The 19548-nt window shown below is 40.6% G+C and carries 13 protein-coding genes and 1 other RNA gene; 4 read left to right on the top strand and 10 right to left on the bottom strand.

The genetic code is table 11. From position 1 onward, the window contains the following. Positions 1–46 precede the first annotated feature (46 nt). The 3 genes from ATS71_RS15860 to ATS71_RS15870 form a co-directional block, all read right to left on the bottom strand. Positions 47–2809, bottom strand: coding sequence for a hybrid sensor histidine kinase/response regulator (locus ATS71_RS15860; RefSeq protein WP_058405690.1), 2763 nt, complete (start codon positions 2807–2809; stop codon positions 47–49). A gap of 195 nt (positions 2810–3004) precedes the next feature. Next, positions 3005–3101, bottom strand: an RNA gene (gene ffs, locus ATS71_RS18525) — signal recognition particle sRNA small type. A gap of 138 nt (positions 3102–3239) precedes the next feature. Beyond that, entirely contained in the window at positions 3240–4112 is an 873-nt protein-coding gene (locus tag ATS71_RS15870; protein ID WP_058405692.1) for a DUF3014 domain-containing protein, read from the bottom strand. A gap of 237 nt (positions 4113–4349) precedes the next feature. Here ATS71_RS15870 and ATS71_RS15875 point away from each other — a divergent pair, with 237 nt between their 5' ends. After that, on the top strand, positions 4350–5495 hold the full coding sequence (locus ATS71_RS15875; RefSeq protein ID WP_058405749.1) for a patatin-like phospholipase family protein: 1146 nt from the start codon (positions 4350–4352) through the stop codon (positions 5493–5495). Position 5496: 1 nt separating this feature from the next. Here ATS71_RS15875 and ATS71_RS15880 read toward each other — a convergent pair whose 3' ends face one another. Then, complete coding sequence (locus ATS71_RS15880; protein ID WP_058405693.1) at positions 5497–7470, bottom strand: monovalent cation:proton antiporter-2 (CPA2) family protein; 1974 nt, start codon at positions 7468–7470, stop codon at positions 5497–5499. A 133-nt stretch (positions 7471–7603) separates the two neighbouring features. On the opposite strand from ATS71_RS15880, the gene ATS71_RS15885 reads away from it, so the two are divergent. After that, the gene (locus tag ATS71_RS15885; protein ID WP_058405694.1) at positions 7604–8500 is read left to right on the top strand and encodes a GGDEF domain-containing protein; all 897 of its coding nucleotides are present in this window, start codon (positions 7604–7606) and stop codon (positions 8498–8500) included. 65 nt (positions 8501–8565) lie between these two features. On the opposite strand, the gene ATS71_RS15890 is transcribed toward ATS71_RS15885, so the two are convergent. The 6 genes from ATS71_RS15890 to lpxB all read right to left on the bottom strand — a co-directional run bounded on the left by ATS71_RS15890 (position 8566) and on the right by lpxB (position 16530). Further along, positions 8566–8916, bottom strand: a complete 351-nt coding sequence (locus ATS71_RS15890) for a hypothetical protein (RefSeq protein ID WP_058405695.1) — start codon at positions 8914–8916, stop codon at positions 8566–8568. Continuing rightward, positions 8917–10221: a tRNA lysidine(34) synthetase TilS gene (gene tilS, locus ATS71_RS15895; protein WP_058405696.1), complete on the bottom strand. Its 1305-nt coding sequence runs from the start codon at positions 10219–10221 to the stop codon at positions 8917–8919. A 91-nt stretch (positions 10222–10312) separates the two neighbouring features. Next, the gene (gene accA, locus ATS71_RS15900) at positions 10313–11269 is read right to left on the bottom strand and encodes an acetyl-CoA carboxylase carboxyl transferase subunit alpha (protein ID WP_006793614.1); all 957 of its coding nucleotides are present in this window, start codon (positions 11267–11269) and stop codon (positions 10313–10315) included. A 16-nt stretch (positions 11270–11285) separates the two neighbouring features. Continuing rightward, positions 11286–14777: a DNA polymerase III subunit alpha gene (gene dnaE / locus ATS71_RS15905; RefSeq protein ID WP_058405697.1), complete on the bottom strand. Its 3492-nt coding sequence runs from the start codon at positions 14775–14777 to the stop codon at positions 11286–11288. Between the two features lie 3 nt (positions 14778–14780). Continuing rightward, entirely contained in the window at positions 14781–15383 is a 603-nt protein-coding gene (gene rnhB, locus ATS71_RS15910) for a ribonuclease HII (RefSeq protein ID WP_058405698.1), read from the bottom strand. After that, positions 15373–16530, bottom strand: a complete 1158-nt coding sequence (gene lpxB / locus ATS71_RS15915) for a lipid-A-disaccharide synthase (protein ID WP_058405699.1) — start codon at positions 16528–16530, stop codon at positions 15373–15375. The genes rnhB and lpxB overlap by 11 nt, the downstream gene beginning before the upstream one ends. 299 nt (positions 16531–16829) lie before the next feature. Here lpxB and ATS71_RS15920 point away from each other — a divergent pair, with 299 nt between their 5' ends. Both ATS71_RS15920 and cydB read left to right on the top strand, forming a co-directional pair. Further along, positions 16830–18404 carry a cytochrome ubiquinol oxidase subunit I gene (locus ATS71_RS15920; RefSeq protein ID WP_058405700.1) on the top strand — a complete coding sequence of 525 codons (1575 nt, stop codon included), beginning with the start codon at positions 16830–16832 and terminating at the stop codon, positions 18402–18404. A 2-nt stretch (positions 18405–18406) separates the two neighbouring features. Continuing rightward, positions 18407–19546: a cytochrome d ubiquinol oxidase subunit II gene (gene cydB, locus ATS71_RS15925; RefSeq protein WP_058405701.1), complete on the top strand. Its 1140-nt coding sequence runs from the start codon at positions 18407–18409 to the stop codon at positions 19544–19546. Positions 19547–19548 lie beyond the last annotated feature (2 nt).

Consider the following 19548-nt stretch of genomic DNA (forward strand, 5'->3'; position numbering starts at 1 on the left):
CGCCATTTATAAAGGCCATATTTTGTCAGGCCTTTATAAATTATACTTAATTTATCTTTATAAGATTATTAGCAATAACGCTATATAACCCCTGAGAGTTAACTGGCTTTGAAATAAAGTCATCCATACCTACATCTAAACAACGCTGCTTATCTTCTTCGTATGCATTGGCTGTAATGGCGATAATTGGAACCCGTTCATCTGCACCTATTTCATTTTCGCGAATGCGTATAGTACATTCATAACCGTCCATATTAGGCATTTGACAGTCCATTAAAATTAAATCAAACACATTACTTTTTAATGCTTTAAGCGCTTCTAAACCGTCGTTTGCCATTGTAATAGTAACAGCTGTTGGCTCTAACATTTTTGCAATTACTTGGCGGTTTATAGGGTTATCTTCCACCAGCAAAATATCCTTATTTAGCAAGTCTGGTAGCGACTGTGCTTGGACCGGCTTTGCTAAATCGACACTTTGCGCTTTAGGGGCATTTATTGAAAACTTAATAGTGCTACCCAAACCTGGCACACTATTTAAGGTTATTTCACCACCCATTTTTTTAATCAAACCTTGGCAAATAGCCAACCCAAGGCCTGTACCGCCATATTTACGTGCTACGCTAGCATCTGCTTGAGTAAATTCACTAAAAAGTAATAACTGCTGCTCTTTTTCGATCCCAATACCGCTATCAGACACACTTACCGTGAGCTGCTGATCACTGTAATCAAACGATAAACGCACAAACCCAGCCTGAGTAAACTTTTGCGCATTAGACAATAAGTTAATAATTACTTGATTTAAACGTAAGTCGTCTACATTTACGCAATCGGGTAAGTCGGGACTCTGTTGAATAATAAACTCAACATCGTTGGAGTGAATAATTGGCGAAAATAACGAATGAATATTTTCAATAAACGGAGCAAGCAAAGTTGCTCGCGGGCTAATTTGCATGGCGTTTGCTTCAATTTTAGAAAAGTCTAAAATATCATTTAATATTTGTAGTAGATTTTTGGAGCTTTTTTGCTGTGTTTCAAGCAGCTCGCGTTGATCATCTGTAAGGGTGGTATCTCGCAGTAATACCTCTCCCATACCTAAAATGCCATTCATAGGAGTGCGCAGTTCATGACTCATGTTGGCCAAAAACTGTGACTTAGCTTTATTAGCCTCATTAGCTGATTTAACTGCTTTTGTTAGCTCATCTGTTTGCTCAGCCACTTTAACTTCCAACTGCTGGTTAAATTGGCTTAGCTGTTTATTTAAATCCTGATTTTTAATATTAGACGCTTGTAAACTTTCTATTGAGTCCCTTAACGCATTCCCCAACATTTTAAACTGTTGTTGCAGCTGCAGCACTTCGTACCAGCTAGACTCTGTATTAAAGTGTTGTTTGTCTGATTTATTAAAACCATACATTAAATTAGTCAAACCAATAATTGGCTGAACTAATAAATTAGATAAATGATGTATAAACAACACCACTAAAAAAATCAACACTGCACTAAACAATATTGTTGGTAGCCAAGCTGTTGCTACCACCTTAGTTAAGTGTTTACGATTGTAAAACGTAATAACTTGCCATTGACTACTAGTATCAACATACTGATTGGTATGAAATACTTCATTATTAACAGAACGAAAAAGTTGATTATCGCCCAGGTTGCTTATTGTAAAATCTAACGTCTTAAAATCAGCCAGTATTTGAAATTGTGCTAAAGAGCTAAAAACAATTCTTTGCTCAGCATCGAGTATAATTAGCTCACCAGTTTGATTAAACAAATTTGGAATATACTGCTCTAAGCGCTCTAGCTTTAAAGAGCCCTCTACAACACCATAAAACTCGTTATTTTTGTATATTGGTGCAGAAAGAGCAACTATAGGCTCATTACCAAGACCACGCCCCTGAAACACCCCACTACTGTAACCTTTGGGATACTGTTGAGCTTGTGAAAAATACGGTCGGTCGTTTACAAATCGCTTCTCCTCACTAAGCCCTGCAAGTAATGTTTCAGGAATACTTTTAGCGACATACCCATTTGGCATTGCATATAAACTCGTAGTAAAACCTGGGTATAAATCCATTAACTGTGTGAGCTGCTGTTTTATATCAATCCCACCCCCAATGGCATCACTACTCATTACCACCGCGTTTTTATGAAACTGCAAATAGTCATTCAACTGTGTGCTAATAGATTTTGCTTTTTCCTCAAGCTGCGCATTTACCTCATACTCTATACGCGAATGATGGTCGTTAACCAAAAAAACACTTGTAATAAGCACAACCAAAACAATAATAACACTGACCACATAACTAAGAATACGAGCCAGTGGACGTCCTTGATAAGCACGGCTAGCATAAGGAACAAATATACTAATCAAATCAACCAATGCTAAGCTGATTAATGCGTTTACCAGGTATTTAAACACTGCAACAATAAGCGTCAGCGACGCTAAATCCATTACAAACTGCCCTATCACCCAAATAATAGGCAGCCCCACTAAAAACCAAAAAACGGCACCTAAAGGTAAAATGGGTTTTGAACGCCTCAAACAGAAAGTATAAAGCCATAAAAGCTCAAGCAAATACACTACACTGGGCCAACAGTGGCCCCACCTATAAAGTAAAAAACTCGAGACAATCGCAAGCGTAAGACAGGAGTAGCGCAACCCAGTGAATACTAAGCTGCATAAAACAAAAATTTGTCCAAATAAAAATTCAGAACTATCGAAAAAATACAGGGGTAAAAGGTTAACCAACCCGCCTATTAACCCTAATAAAATAGCTAGTGCCCACTTACTTCTTTGAGACATTACAACAACCCTTGGGCATCTGATTTAACATGTGTAGCGTTAACGTTAACGCTTTATTTCATTATTGCGCAATATCTAAGTGTTGTCTATAAGGTAGAAACAGAGGGAACAACAGAAAATAAACTACTGGTATTTAATTATAATTTTTTAAATGAGTTGAGAGGTTGTCACCCAAATGAGGAATTTGGGTGGCAGTCTTACCAGCCACATCTCGGCACACACGTCACAAACTGTGGCTGCTCCCTTCCGGGCCTGACCAGGTTCGCCTGCTAGTGTTGCGAGAGGACCAATAAGACTACCATTGAGGGCCTTGGTTGGCGCGGGAGGGATTATCTCTACTTTTGCTGTGTTATTCAAGGGATAATCAAAAAAGAAAGTGCGATTGCATACTTCATATACAATCGCCGTATTAAAATTTAATTTGTGGCTGTTAATTGCTCTCTAATTGCGCTTTTATATTACGTAATGCGCCTTTCACTTTTTTCATGTTTTCTGGACCCATACGTAATAACTGCTTTTGAGCTGCGGGTAGTTGCTCCCATTCAGAAAACGCATACTGATAAGTCACTGAGTCACGAAGAAGTGGTAAGGCGCCTTCTGGTTCTGGTGTATCAAGCAGTAAATCAATTGCGTCGTTCAATGTTTGTTTAAACTCATCATCGCCGTAACCAATTTCTGTGTATGCATCATTAATAAGTGGCTTGTACTCTTCATACAATCGGACCACTTGCGCTGCACTCATACTCGTAAATACTTTTACATAAGGTGTATAACGCTCATAACTATTCGGATCAATGGTTAAAATGTCCCCTTCGCTGACACTAAAGCTTTCTTGGGGTTTGATAACAGGGTTATGTTTTTTAGCAACTTTACCTTGGGCTAAGTTATCAATAAAAACAACACCTCGGCGAATAACATCATCAGTGACCAATAGGCTCATAACAGAGTCACTCAAGTACTCGTCAATTTTAGCAACAACCACAGTATCACTATCATTTAAGGCAGGTAGCGTAGCTACTTCTGGTTCTGGTTCAACTATTCGCTGCGCTGGCACTTCGAGCTCTGCGGGTTGCTCAATGGCTGTTGGCTCTTCTGGCTCAATTATATCTGGTTCATTTAATGGCTTAAGTTCCATTATTGGCTGCTCTTTTATCGGCTTTGTTACCTCTGTTCTCGACACTGGTTCGTCACTTGGTTTGAGTAATAAGAAAGCAACAACACAGGCAACAACAATTAGCGTAATAATGGCAAGAAGTAGATTACTGTTTGGTGAGCGTTTTTGAACATCTGATGAGTCTGACATACTAACTCCATAAAAAATTAAAATGCGATATCACTTAGAGTAGCCTAAGTGGATTAAATTCATTCTGTTCGGGCTTTTATTAAATTAATACCTTAAATTATTCGGCCTGAATTGCGCATTAAATTGCGCTATAAAAAAGCAAGCACTTTTTCAAGAACAGTTATCCTTTGATTCTTCTAGCTTAAAGACTTACAGTTGATAAATAAAGTAAAGACGTTGAACAGTTTAACCACCAATATGAAAATTAAGCAAATAGATCCAAAAAAGCCTAAAACAGCCTTATTACTTACCGGTGGTGGTGCTAGAGCTGCGTATCAAGTAGGTGTTTTAAAAGCATTAGCTCATAGCATGCCACGTACCGCACCTCTTCCTTTTAGAATAATTAATGGTACATCTGCCGGAGCTATAAATTCTGCGGCCTTAGCGTGTTATGCCTCTTGCGCTCATTTAGCTGTGCGTAAATTAGAATCTGTATGGAAAAACTTTTCGACCTCTATGGTCTACAAAAGTGATTTTTTGAGTGTGTTTGGTCACATTGCGCGTAATATTTTAACCAGTTTTCAATCCGAACATATTAACCACCCACCTGCGAGCTTACTGAATAATCGTCCTTTGCGTGGCTTACTTAACGAGATTTTAGACCTTCACCGCATAGAGCGTAATTTACACCGTAACTATTTAGAAGCTCTTTCTATTACCGCTTCAAGTTACACAACGGGTGACTCGGTTGCTTTTTTTCAATCAAATACGCAAACACCTTGGCAAAGAGCTAAGCGTGAAGGACGATCTACACGCATCAATGTTGATCATTTAATGGCATCAAGTGCTATTCCAATGGTGTTTCCAAGCGTTAATATTCATAACCATTACTTTGGTGACGGCTCTATACATCAACTGTCACCGCTTAGCCCATCAATACATTTAGGCGCCGAAAAAATATTTATTATTGGTGTCGATGAACCTAAAGAGCCGCATCCACCGGGGTATTCTGCACATTACCCCGGGCTTTCGGCTGTTGCAGGGCACTTGCTTGATAGTGTATTTACCGACACCATGCAGTCAGATTTAGAACGTTTAGGCAGAATAAACCGCACTTTGGGGCTTTTACCTGCACGAGATAAACACCAAGAGCTAAAACAAATAGATAGCTTTATTATTAATCCCTCACAAAATTTTAATGTCATTGCGGCGCAGTATTACAACGATATGCCATGGGCGATAAAAGTATTGTTGCGAATTATTGGTGTTAAAAAACACTCTCAATCAAGTTTAACTAGTTACTTATTATTTGAAAAACGCTACACCCAACATTTAATGGAAATAGGGTATCAAGACGGTATGGCTAAGCTACCCGAAATAAGGGCGTTTTTAGGGCTCGATTAACTTATTCAATGCCATCTAGTAAAAAGTGTTCTACTCGTTCTACCCGCCGTGGTTTACCTTGTAAAACGAGTATATCGTTTGCTAGCAGGATAATTTGATCTGAAGGGGCGTCTATTTCTCGGTCTTGGCGTCGCAATGCTTTTATAGACACCCTGCGTTTTACTAAATTAAGCTCGTGTATGCTTTTATTAACCGCATGTGCTTTATCGGGAAGAGCAACCACATGTAAATATTCTAACTTATCTGAATTCCCCTCATCATTGTTTATATGTTCGCCCGTAAAAAAACGTTGTAGAAACTGATAGCGATTTCTTCGCTCATCGCTAACACGCCTAATAATTCGGCTCATGGGGACACCCGACATAGATAAAACATGCGAGACTATCATTAAACTTGCTTCAAGTGATTCTGGTACTACTTCCGTTACACCAAGCTCACGAAGCTTTTCAAGTTGACTGTCGTCTCGTGTACGTATCAGTATTTTTACCTCGGGTGCGATTTGCTTTATTGCGTCTATCACTATTTGTGTTTGGTCAAATTCAGTAAATGTAATAATCACCAAGCGTGCACGCTCTACACCGGCACACTTTAAAATATCTTTTTGTTTAACGTGGCCAAATATTACAGGCTCACCCGCTGCCTTTCCTTCTTGCACAAGTATGGGGTTACTTTCTACAGCAACATATTCAATTGCCTCTGGTTTTAAAAAACGCGCTATTGTTTGCCCTACCCTCGAAAAACCACAAATGACTACATGATTTGTGTAAAGCATACTTACTTGTGGCTCGCTATCCCATGCTACGCTTGGGCTATTTAATAACCCCAAACGCCTTAAAATGGTGGGTGTTTTTTCAATTAAAAATGGGGTTAACGCCATTGATAACACGCCAAGCGCAATTAAAAATGAAATGTGTTCGCTTGTTAATAGTTGGTGCTGTCTCCCTAAAGCAATTAACACAAAACCAAACTCCCCCATTTGCCACAGCATAATCCCACACGCTAATGAGTCATGCTTTCGCTCACCCATTAGTTGTGCACTAATAGCAACCACGGCTATTTTTAAAACCAACAATCCTAGTAAGGCAGCAACGATAATAACGCCATTACTTAATACATAAAGTAAATCGAGCTGCATACCTACGGTTACAAAAAATAGCCCCATTAAAATATCGCGAAATGGTCGTATATCTGCTTCAAGCTGATGTCTGTAATGACTTTCCCCTAGCATCATACCGGCCAGGAATGCACCTAACGCCATTGATAAACCAAACATATAAGTGAGTAGCCCTGCAAATAAAGCAACGAGTAGCGTAGTCAGTACAAATAGCTCATCGGTTCGTACTAAAGCTATTTCGTTAAATACTTTAGGCAGTACCCACTTACCAATAGCCCAAAGCAGTACGCAAACAAAAGCCCCTTTAGTTAAAGAAAAAGCCAACGCCCATCCAATTGTTTGTGAATCGCTTGCGGCAAATAAGGGAAGAATAATAAGTAGAGGTACGACCGCAATATCTTGAAACAACAATATACCTATTGCTAATTGCCCTCTGCGCTGATTAAGTTCTCCACTTTCTTTTAGTAATTTAACAACGACTGCCGTTGAAGACAGCGCCATAATAGAGCCAATAGTAAAGCTGGTAAGCAAGCTAAAGTTTAAACAATACAAAATTATAATGAGCACTAAACTGGTTACAATCACTTGCAGTGACCCTAATCCAAATACAATATTGCGCATTGCCATTAATCGGGAAATTGAAAACTCAAGCCCTAAACTAAAAAGCAAAAATACAATGCCTAGCTCTGCAACAAAGTCTATTTCGTGCGTATGTTCCAACCAACCAACGCCATGGCTGCCTGCTAAAACACCTGTTGCCAGGTACGCCAAAATTGGCGGCAAACCGATACGCTTAAAAAACCACACAAAAATTACGGCAGCCACAAGCAAGCCAAAAAACTGAGCATTAATACTTTGCAAATTTGGCCTCCGGCGTCAATTAAACTAAGGGATGTAGTTTAAATATAGCAAGCAATTGTTTTTAAGCTAGTTTTAAAATATGGCATAGAAATCGCTTAATAATGGCAAAGCAACACCCTCGGGGGAGAATTTAATGGAAAATGTCCATATTTTGACGCAACGTGTCTCTGGTCGCGGCGATTTTTTGCCGTTTTCGGCTGAGCACACACCAAATCACGAAACAACGGCAACACACGAGTTAGTCGCTGAGCTACAAACTAGCTTAGTTATTGAAGATGTATTAGCCATATATGCAAAGTTTACAAAAAAGCTTTTAAACTTTACGGGGTTGCAGTTTCAATCAACGCTTGGTAACGCACAAACGTCTGAAAGTGATACAAACAGTACACCCTATATTTTTGATTTAGCAATTGGAAGAGAGCATTTAGGGCAACTTATTTACTTTAGTAAATACCCTTTAGGCAAAGCAATTGAAAGCAAGCTACGGGCGCTTCACTCAGCGCTGGTTTACCCGCTACGTAATGCGATGATGTATAGCCGCGTTCTTAAATTGGCAACAAAAGACTCTCTAACGGGTCTAAATAACCGTAGTCAATTTAATGACATTTTATCTCAAAAACTAGAAAACTGTCGTCGTTATCAACGCCCTTTCAGTTTAATGTTATTAGACCTTGATAACTTTAAGCAGGTCAATGATCAGTTTGGTCATAAAATTGGTGACGATACACTTAAAGAATTTGCTACTGTATTAAATTCAAGTATACGTGCGACAGATACTGTATTTAGATTTGGTGGTGATGAATTTGCAATACTAATTGAAGACCCTGAGTTTACAACTAACAAAGTGATTTCTGAACGCATTATGCAATTTGTAAAACACTCAAGTTTAATGTCTAAATACAGCGTAACGGTAAGTATTGGTTACACATTAGCGACAAGTAAAGACTGCGATATAGAATTATTCTCACGAGCAGATAAAGGATTGTACAAAGCTAAAGCGTCTGGTAGAAATTGCGCTAAAGCATATTAACTTAACGATTTAATTAAAAAAGGCCTCGCTTCCCCCGCGGGGCCTTTTTTATGCAAACCGCGACCCTATTGTTTAATAGGCTTTGCGGGTAAAAACTTATAAATAGTAAGCGCTACACAAAAACCAAAAAAGTAACCACTCACTAAATTAATTAAGGCAGTGGCGGTACCCAGAGGCGTAAATAACACTAAAACTAATGGTAAACTCACCCCTAGTATAAAAAATATGCCGCCTTTACCTAACCAGTAAGCCATTAAAATAACTGCTGATACAGCACCACCCGAAATAGCATAGGCTAAAGTAACAATGTTCAAATCGAGTAATACATTAGCAACTAACGCTATTAGGGCTGTAAATAGCATGCCTAATGGGGCTTTATTAACCAGCGATAACCCAACATGTGGCTGTTTACTCATTTATTTACACTCCCAATAAATACCATTTTCATCATAATGTTTTTCACTTATAAAATAGCCAACCACTTGGACTAATTCGTCGTTGTAGAAAATAAGCGGCACATGACTTCGAAGCCAAGGCGCTATTTTTGCATCTTTAAACCAGTGCTTAACGGTGTTGCTTCCTGGCTTTTTTAGTGGTGTTATACGAGCGCTATTGCAATTAAACCTTACTGAAACCTGCTCATTAGCATACGGCGCTCTTATTCCTGCACCGCTTTGCTTTGTTAATATGCGGCCATCATTGAGGGTGAGTTCATAAGTGATTAACTTATCATCATTCACAATGTTATTTTGAATTACAAAATACAAACTCCCTTGATGGCGTCTAACTTGTCCATCAACTAAGTCAATTTGAATTTGTGCGTCGGCCTGAGCATTTATTGCCTGGTTGATAATTTGTGACAACTGCTTTTGAGATGGCATTATTTCAGTAAACAAACCAAGCCACGCTCTTACCACATTCGCTAAACGCGGCTCACTGTATGACTTTATGTTGTTAATACATAACGCTTGTTGCGCATTTAAGCTTTGATTTAAATCAGTAAAAATATATTCATCAAGTAGAGCTTGTTGTTGCTGAAGTAACTCAATACTACGAGCTGCACACTGTTCAAAGCCATCAAACCGTTCTGCAAGTACGGGTACAATACTGGCGCGCAAAAAGTTACGATCGAAGCGCTCATCAGTATTGGAGTCATCTGTAATATGATCAATACCATATTGTGCAGCAAAGCTTTCAATTTCACTTCGTTTCACATCTAAAAGTGGCCTAAAACACACTCTGCCACTTTTTAATACGCGCTTTTGATGCATAGCGCCGAGACCTTTTAAACCAGAACCTCGTTTTAAACGCAGTAAAAAAGTTTCTATTTGGTCGTTTAAGTGTTGCCCTAGCAATATAATACTGTTTTTTGGGCTTTGCTCGTCGAGCGCTTTATAGCGAGCATCACGTGCTTGAGCTTCTAAGCTTGTTCGTGATTGAACCGCTATATTGACACTCACTGCCTGAAATGACACGCCAAGATCTATACATAAGCGTTTACAAAACTGTTGCCAATCATGAGCATGTTTACTCAACCCATGATTAACATACACAGCACTGAGCGTAATCGTATCAACTTCACTTTTTAGCTTACTCATTAAATGCAGCAACACAACCGAATCTACCCCACCTGAAAGCGCAACAGTAAATGCACTATTAGGTTGTTTAATATAGCTACTTAATGACTTTTTTAATTGCTGGTAAATGGCTGATGACTGCATACAACACGCTATAAAATTATAATTTAATGTATTTTAAAACAAAAAAGCCGCATAGGCGGCTTTTTTTAACATTTAATATCAGTAATTACTGTTAGCAGTAACCAAACGACATTAAACGCTTGTAACGTTGATCAAGCATGTCTTCAAGCGAAAGCGCTTGTAAGTCTGCTAAATCACGCTTTAAACGCGTTTTTAAGTTACGCGCCATTGCATCGTAATTGCGGTGCGCGCCACCCAAAGGCTCATCAACTAAGTTATTGATTAAGTCTAACTCTTTAACGCGCTCTGCCGTTACACCCATGGCTTCTGCTGCAAGTGGTGCTTTGTCTGCGCTTTTCCATAAAATTGATGCACACCCTTCTGGCGAAATCACCGAGTACGTGCTGTATTGCAACATGTTAACTCTGTCGCCAACACCAATGGCTAATGCACCACCTGAACCGCCTTCACCAATAACCGTACAAATAGTGGGCACTTTAAGTGCAGCCATTACTTTAAGGTTACGTGCGATTGCTTCAGACTGACCACGCTCTTCAGCGCCCACACCTGGGTAGGCACCTGGTGTGTCGATAAAGGTCATAATTGGCATTTTGAAGCGCTCAGCCATTTCCATTAAGCGTAGTGCTTTACGGTAACCTTCTGGTTTTGGCATGCCAAAATTGCGTTTGATTTTTTCAGCTGTGTCACGCCCTTTTTGTTGGCCAATAACCATCACTGGTTCGCCATCTAAACGTGCAACACCGCCTAAAATAGCCGGATCATTAGCAAATGTACGATCGCCTGCAAACTCGTCAAATTCCGTAAAAATGCGCTCGATATAGTCTCGAGTGTAAGGACGCAACGGATGACGTGCTAACTGTGATACTTGCCAAGCGCCTAAATTTGAGAATATTTCCTCTTTTTGTTTAGCACTTTTTTCTTTTAATTTGCTGACTTCCTCTTCTAACTCAAGGTCTAACTCGCCAGCGCGGCTTATGCTTTGTAATTCTTCAATTTTTGCTTCTAATTCTGCAATTGGAAGCTCAAAATCAAGATAATTGAGGCTCATGCTCTAAACTACCTAATCAGTTAAATTCTAGTTCTACATTTTGTGCCGCCATAAGTGATAACTTATGAATTAAGTCGTCGCTCGGCGTGACACACCATTCGATCCCTAGGGTTAATTGCGCCAACGCATCGGGGCGTTGGTAATAAACCTTGATCGGACACGTTCCCATTTTATAAGGTTCGAGTACTTTTTGTAATTTATCGAAGAAACCTGCCTCGATTTGCACCATGTTCAGCGTCATTTTAATCGCTTTAATGCGTTTTTCACGCGCTTGAGCAATGGTGTTTATTTCTCTGGCGGTCATTGTAATGCCACCAGAGAAGTTATCAAAGCTGACCTGTCCAGATATTACCAAGATATTATTAACTTGCAGCATTTCTTGGTACATTTCAAACTGTTCTGGGAACAAGCGTACATCAATACGGGCGCTCTTGTCATCTAAAGTTATTAAGCCCCAGCGGTTCCCTTTTTTATTAATTAAGGTGCGAGCAGAAATAACCAAACCAGCAGCGGTTGAGAGTACATCACGATTAGTTGGTTGTAAATCCACCAGCTTTCCGCTGGTGTAATACCTAAGTTCTTTTCGGTACTGATTTATCGGATGCCCTGTTAAATAAAGACCTAGCGTGTCTTTTTCACCCTCTAACCACTCGTTGTCGGTCAGCCCCGTCGCCTTAATAAAGGCTTGCTCAACTTCATCAGGCTCGGTGGCTAATAAACCAAATAAATCACTTTGCCCTAGTTGCTCTGCCTTGTTGTGCTGATCGGCTGCGCGCATGGCATCTTTTAAACTTGCCAGTAACGTTGCACGCCCTGCTTGGGTTTTCTCTGGCCCTAATTGGTCAAGCGCGCCGGCATAAATTAATTTTTCAGTAACCCGTTTATTTAAGCGTTTCAAGTCAACGCGAGCACAAAAATCAAATAAATCTTTAAACGGGCCACCTTTTGCGCGCGCTTCTAAAATAGCGTCTACGGGCGCTTCGCCCACGCCTTTAATAGCGCCAATACCGTAAACAATTTCACCTTGCAAATTTACCGTAAACTTAAACTCACCCGCGTTTACATCGGGCGGTAATAAGGTGAGTTTCATGTTTTCACACTCATCCACCAAAATTACTATTTTATCGGTGTTATCCATATCAGCAGACATTACTGCAGCCATAAACTCTGCCGGATGGTGCGTTTTCATCCACAGTGTTTGGTACGACACCAATGCATAGGCCGCGGAGTGAGATTTATTAAAACCATAACCTGCGAACTTTTCTACCAAGTCGAAGATTTTAATGGCTAGTTCGCCGTCAATACCATTATTACGCGCGCCATCTTCAAACGTTGAACGCTGCTTTGCCATTTCTTCGGGTTTTTTCTTACCCATTGCACGGCGTAACATATCAGCGCCACCCAACGTATAGCCTGCGAGCACTTGCGCTATTTGCATTACTTGTTCTTGATACAAAATAATGCCGTATGTCGGATCAAGTATTGGTTTTAAGCTTTCGTGTTGGTATTGCGCATCTGGGTATGAGATTTCTTCTCGGCCGAGTTTTCGGTCAATAAAGTTATCTACCATGCCTGATTGCAGTGGCCCTGGGCGAAACAACGCCACGAGTGCAATCATATCCTCAAAACAATCGGGCTTAAGGCGGCGTACTAGGTCTTTCATGCCGCGCGATTCTAGCTGAAACACTGCCGTTGTTTCGGCGCGCAGTAATAGCTCTATGCTTTTTTTATCATCCAGTGGAATGGTGTTGATATCAACAGGATCTTTGCCTTCGCGCTGCATGCGCACGTTGGTCATATCTACTGCCCACTGCAAAATGGTCAAGGTACGTAAGCCCAAGAAATCGAACTTAACAAGGCCTGCGGTTTCTACGTCGTTTTTATCAAACTGGGTAACCGGAAACTTACCTTCATCGTCACAATAAAGTGCAGCAAAGTCGGTAATGGTGGTCGGCGATATTACAACACCACCGGCGTGTTTACCGGCATTACGCGTACACCCTTCGAGGATGCGACACATGTCTATTAAATCTTTTACCTCAGAGTCGCCGTCGTAGGCTTCTTGTAAGCGCGGCTCTACTTCAAAAGCTTTGGCAAGGGTCATCCCTGGATCGCCTGGGATCATCTTTGAAATACGATCAACAAAGCCATAAGGGTGGCCAAGTACACGGCCTACATCGCGTATTACCGCTTTTGCCGCCATAGTACCAAAGGTAATAATTTGCGATACCGCGTCCCGCCCATAAAGCGCCGATACGTGATCAATTACTTCATCGCGTCTATCCATACAAAAATCGACGTCGAAATCGGGCATAGATACACGTTCAGGGTTTAGAAATCGCTCAAAGAGTAAGTCAAATTCAAGCGGATCGAGGTCGGTAATTTTAAGTGCATATGCTACTAATGAACCCGCACCCGAACCACGCCCTGGACCTACCGGAATATTGTTATCCTTACTCCACTGAATAAACTCCATTACGATTAAGAAGTAACCAGGAAAACCCATTTGGTTAATTACACCAAGCTCTATTGCTAAACGTTCGTCGTATTCAACACGTTTTACTTTACGGTCTTCTTCATCTGGGAATAAAAACTGGAGACGTTCTTCAAGGCCGTCTTCTGAAACTTTAACCAAAAACTCATCTATATTAAGAGAGCCTGTTGGGTAATCTGGCAAAAAGTATTCGCCTAACTTTACAGTCACATTACAGCGTTTGGCTATTTCTACAGTATTTTGCAGTGCTTCGGGTATATCGCTAAATAGCTCAGCCATTTGCTCAGGCGTTTTTAGGTACTGTTCTTCTGAGAAACGTTTTGGACGGCGCTTATCATCAAGGGTGTATCCATCAAAAATAGCAACTCGAATCTCATGCGCTTCAAAATTTTCGGGCTTTAAAAATACCACTTCGTTGGTTGCTACAACGGGTAACTGCTCTTTAGCGGCAAGCTCTACCGCCATGTGTAAGTAGTCTTCCTCAAGTGGACGATTTGTGCGAACCAATTCTAAATAGTAATGATCGCTAAAGTGCTGCTTGTAAAAGCTAATAACGGATTCAATAACACCAGGGTTATTTTTTAAAAGCGCCTTACCTAAATCACCATCTTTCGCGCCAGATAGGATAATTAACCCTTCTTTGTGGTTAGCTAACCATTCTCTGTCGATGACTGGGCGATGAAAAACATGACCCCGCTGATACGCTTCAGAAATTAATAGCGTTATATTTTTATAACCTACATTGTCTTTAGCTAAAATTGTAATACGGCATGGTTCATCGGAGAATTCAGGGCTACGCAGCCAAAAATCAGCGCCAACAATCGGCTTTATACCCGCATTGTGCGTGGCGCCATAAAAGCGCACTAAACCACAAAAGTTCATTTGATCGGTAATAGCAAGCGCAGGCATTTCAAGCTCTTGCGCTTTAGCGACTATTGGCTTGGTTTTGGCTAAGCCATCAACCATCGAAAAGTCTGAGTGAACCCTTAAATGTACAAACTCTGGTGCAGCCATGGTTTATGCCTCACCCTTAGCTTGCATTAGCACACGTTGTACAGGCTTAAAGCTTTTACGGTGTTCGTCAATTGCGCCGTATTGCTCAAGCGCTGCAAAGTGCGCTTTAGTTGGGTAACCTTTATGCCCTGCAAACCCATATTGTGGGTAGCGTGCATCGAGTTCAACCATTTCATCATCACGCGCTACTTTAGCTAAAATAGACGCTGCTGATATTTCAGCCACTAGGCTATCGCCCTTAACAACCGCTTGTGCCGGCATTGTTAATTTCGGTAAACGATTACCATCTATAAATACAAATTCAGGCTGTGTGCTTAACCCTTCAACTGCGCGGCTCATAGCAAGCATGGTAGCGTGTAAAATATTTAACTCGTCAATTTCTGATGGGCTGCAACGCCCATAGGCATAGCACAGTGCTTTTTCTTTTATTTCTGAAGCCAATGCTTGGCGCTTTTTATCTGTTAACTTTTTAGAGTCGGCTAAACCTGCAATAGGTTTAGTTGGGTCGAGTATTACCGCAGCGGTAACAACATCACCTACAAGCGGGCCGCGCCCTACTTCATCTACACCGGCAATTAAGGTTACATTAGGTCGTTCAATTTGCATGTATTAACTCCGCTACAGCTTGCGCTGCTTGTTTGCTGGCGTTTAATCTAATTTTTTCATGAATTGCTAAAAACCGTGCTTTTAATTGTTTGTTATCTGTCTCTAGCATAGGTGTAAGTGCGCCTGTTAAATTGGCTACGTTACATTCGCTTTGTAAAAATTCAGGCACGAGTTCTTCATCGGCCAATAAGTTAGGCAGTGAAAAATACTTAATATTAAAGGTGAATAAAGTTTTAAAAATCCAATAACTCATCGGCTTTATTTTATAACCCACTACCATGGGCTTTTTATAGAGCATGCCTTCTAGCGTGGCGGTGCCTGATGCAAGTAATATGGCATCTGCCGCTTGCATCGCTAATTTTGATTGCCCATCTAACAAACTAATATTAAGGCTAGGTGCTGTGGCATTTAAAATATCAGTAAACTGCGCTTTGCGCTTTTCGTTTACCAGCGGCACTACAATTTTAAGGTTGGGGTTTTGCGCTTGTAACTGCGCAGCTGTCTTTATATAGGTTTCGCTTAGTAAGCCTACTTCAGAGCCTCGGCTACCTGGCAGTAACGCAAGTACTTTGTCATCAAGACTTAACCCTAGTTCCGCACGTGCTTGGCTGTCGTTGTGCTCAAGCGCTATATCGTCAGCTAATGTGTGCCCTACAAACGTACACGGTACTTGGTGCTTATCGTAAAATTCTTTTTCAAACGGTAATAATGCAAGCACTAAGTTAGTAGCAGCGCTTATTGTATGTATGCGTTTTTCGCGCCATGCCCAAACAGACGGACTCACGTATTGAACGGTCTTAATACCAGCCTCTTTTAACGGTTTCTCAACGCGTAGGTTAAAATCGGGGGCGTCTATTCCAATAAATACATCGGGTGGATTATCTACAAAATGTTGAACCAATTGCTTACGTATTTTAAGTAATCGAGGCAAGCGCCCTAGCACTTCAACCAACCCCATTACCGATAGCTCATCCATATCGTAAAGCGTTTTACAGCCTTGCGCCTGCATTTTTGGCCCTGCAATCCCTTCAAAGGTGGCGTCTGGAAAATATATTTTTAATGCTTTTATCAGGCCTTCGCCTAAAATATCGCCCGACAGTTCACCTGCCACTATACCTATTCGTAGTTGTTTTTTTTCTTTAGTCATTTGCTTTTTGGTTCATATTTAAATCGGGCGTCATAAGTTTAGTTTACCGCGTTTTGGTATGTGATTAAACGCTTTAAACAACTCGTTTTTTATCTATAAATATAATCTCTATTGTTGTTTACTTTTAATACTGATGTAGCATACAAATAATATATTAAGTTTTACTAATATATGTTGACAAGTATTGAACAAGTGTGAATAATATTACAAACTTTCAGTAATTACTGAAAGTTCACTTAATAATTAACTCTGCCAATACCTCATTGTCCAGTTAATCCGTCACATTCAAGGAGCATAAAATGATAGATGAAACCTTTGTGGATCTATCGCGACTGCAGTTTGCCATTACTGCACTCTTTCACTTCATATTTGTACCGTTAACAATAGGTATGACTTGGATCTTAGTTATTATGGAATCAGTTTACGTTATGACTGGTCGCGAAATTTATCGTGATATGACTAAGTTTTGGGGTAAGTTATTTGGCATTAACTTTGCCATTGGTGTTGCCACAGGCCTCACGATGGAATTTGAATTTGGCACTAACTGGTCTTATTACTCCCATTATGTGGGCGATGTATTTGGTGCTCCTCTGGCTATTGAAGGGTTAATGGCATTCTTTTTAGAATCAACCTTTGTGGGAATGTTCTTCTTAGGGTGGGATAGGCTGTCTAAACGTCAACATTTAGGTGCTACCTTTTTAATGGCGCTGGGCACAAACTTATCGGCTTTATGGATATTAATTGCGAATGGTTGGATGCAAAATCCAGTAGGGGCTGAGTTTAACTACCAGACAATGCGTATGGAAATGACCAGTTTTGCAGAACTGGTATTTAACCCCGTAGCGCAGGTTAAGTTTATTCATACCGTGTCGGCGGGCTATGTTGCCGCATCTATGTTTGTTTTGGGCATAAGCAGCTGGTACATACTCAGAGGCCGCGATTTAGCGTTTGCTAAACGGTCATTTTCGGTGGCATCGGGGTTTGGCTTAGCCTCAATTTTATGTGTTATTTTACTCGGTGATGAATCAGGCTACGAAGTCGGTGAAATTCAAAAAGTAAAATTAGCGACAATTGAAGCTGAGTGGCATACAGAAGAAGCGCCCGCTGCATTCACTGCGTTTGGTTTTCCCGACTCAGAAGAGCAAGTAACGCATGCAGCCGTAAAAATACCCTATGCATTGGGCATTATTGCTACGCGTTCTTTAGATGAGCAAGTAATGGGCATCTCTGATCTAGAGAAAAAACATGAAGTACGTATTCGTAACGGTATGATTGCTTATGGCTACCTCACTAAACTCAGAAATGGCGAAGATACGCCTGAAAACATTGCTAAATTTGACGCAGTAAAAGACGATTTAGGCTATGGCTTATTGCTTAAGCGATATACATCAGATGTTGTTGATGCAACAGATGAGCAAATTCAAAAAGCAGTAAAAGATTCGTTTCCAAAAGTAGGCCCTATGTTTTGGTCGTTTAGGATCATGGTTGCCTGTGGCGTGGCTATGCTTGCGGTGTTTGTATTAGCATTCTATTACAACGCACACCGTATAATTGAACAAAAACGCTGGCTGCTTTGGGCCACTGTATTAAGTATTCCATTGCCATGGATTGCGATTGAATTTGGCTGGATTGTTGCAGAATATGGCCGCCAACCTTGGGCTATTTCTGAAATATTGCCAACCTTCTTAGCAACGTCATCACTGACGGTCAACGATATTTTAATTAGCTTAACAGGTTTCATTATTTTCTATACAGGCCTTGCCATTGTTGAAGGCTGGTTAATGATTCACTTTATTAAAAAAGGCCCTAGCTCATTACACACTGGTAAATATCATTTTGAGCTGCCAAACAACACACAAGCAAAAGGAGAATAATCATGATTTTTGATTATGAAACATTAAAAATGTTGTGGTGGTTGATCATTGGGGTGCTTTTAATCGGCTTTGCAATTACCGACGGTATGGATATGGGGGTTGCTATGCTCCTTCGTCTAGTAGGTAAAACAGATTTAGAACGACGCACTGTCATTAACACAATTGGTGCGCACTGGGATGGTAACCAAGTATGGTTCATTACCGCCGGTGGCGCGTTATTTGCTGCTTGGCCCATGGTGTATGCCGCCGCTTTTTCGGGCTTTTACTTTGCAATGATGCTTGTACTATTTGCCCTCTTTTTTAGACCACTTGGGTTTGATTATCGTTCTAAAATTGACTCTAAACGCTGGCGTAATAACTGGGATTGGGGCCTGTTTGCAGGTAGCGCTATTCCAGCACTCGTGTTTGGTGTGGCATTTGGTAATTTATTTTTAGGTGTCCCATTTAATATCGATAACCTGTTACGTGTGAGTTACCAAGGTTCATTTTTTGGCTTGCTAAACCCATTCGCACTGCTTGCAGGTTTAATTAGTGTGGCTATGTTAATTGCCCATGCTGGTATGTGGTTACAACTTAGAACGGCTGATGCAGTTGCACAGCGTTCTGGCCAGTATGGACGTTATGCATTAATTGCATTTATTATTTTATTTGCAGCTGCGGGGGCATGGGTTGCTAATTTGAATGGCTACCAAATTGTGTCTATGGGCGATACTCAAGGCCATGCTGATCCGCTAGCTAAAGTGGTTACAACAGCAAAAGGGGCTTGGCTAAATAATTATGCAGAACGCTCATGGACAATGACCTTTCCTATTTTGGCGTTTGCAATGGCGCTGAGCGCGCTAATTTTTTCTAAGCTCAATAAACCAGCGTTAGGGCTTATTTCAACAGCACTTATGCTAGTGGGTGTCATTATGACTGCGGGCGTTTCATTATTCCCGTTTATTATGCCATCAATTAACAACCCTAATATTAGCTTAACAATTTGGGACGCCGTTTCGAGCCATAAAACACTTAACATTATGCTTGTAGCCGTGGCCATTTTTGTACCATTAATTTTAACTTACACAACATGGTGTTACGTAAAAATGTGGCGCAGAGTAACCGTAGAAGAAATTGAAACTAACACTCATGGCAGCTACTAAGG

It is taken from the genome of Pseudoalteromonas sp. H71, from assembly GCF_001468485.1.
Classification (GTDB): Bacteria; Pseudomonadota; Gammaproteobacteria; order Enterobacterales; family Alteromonadaceae; genus Pseudoalteromonas.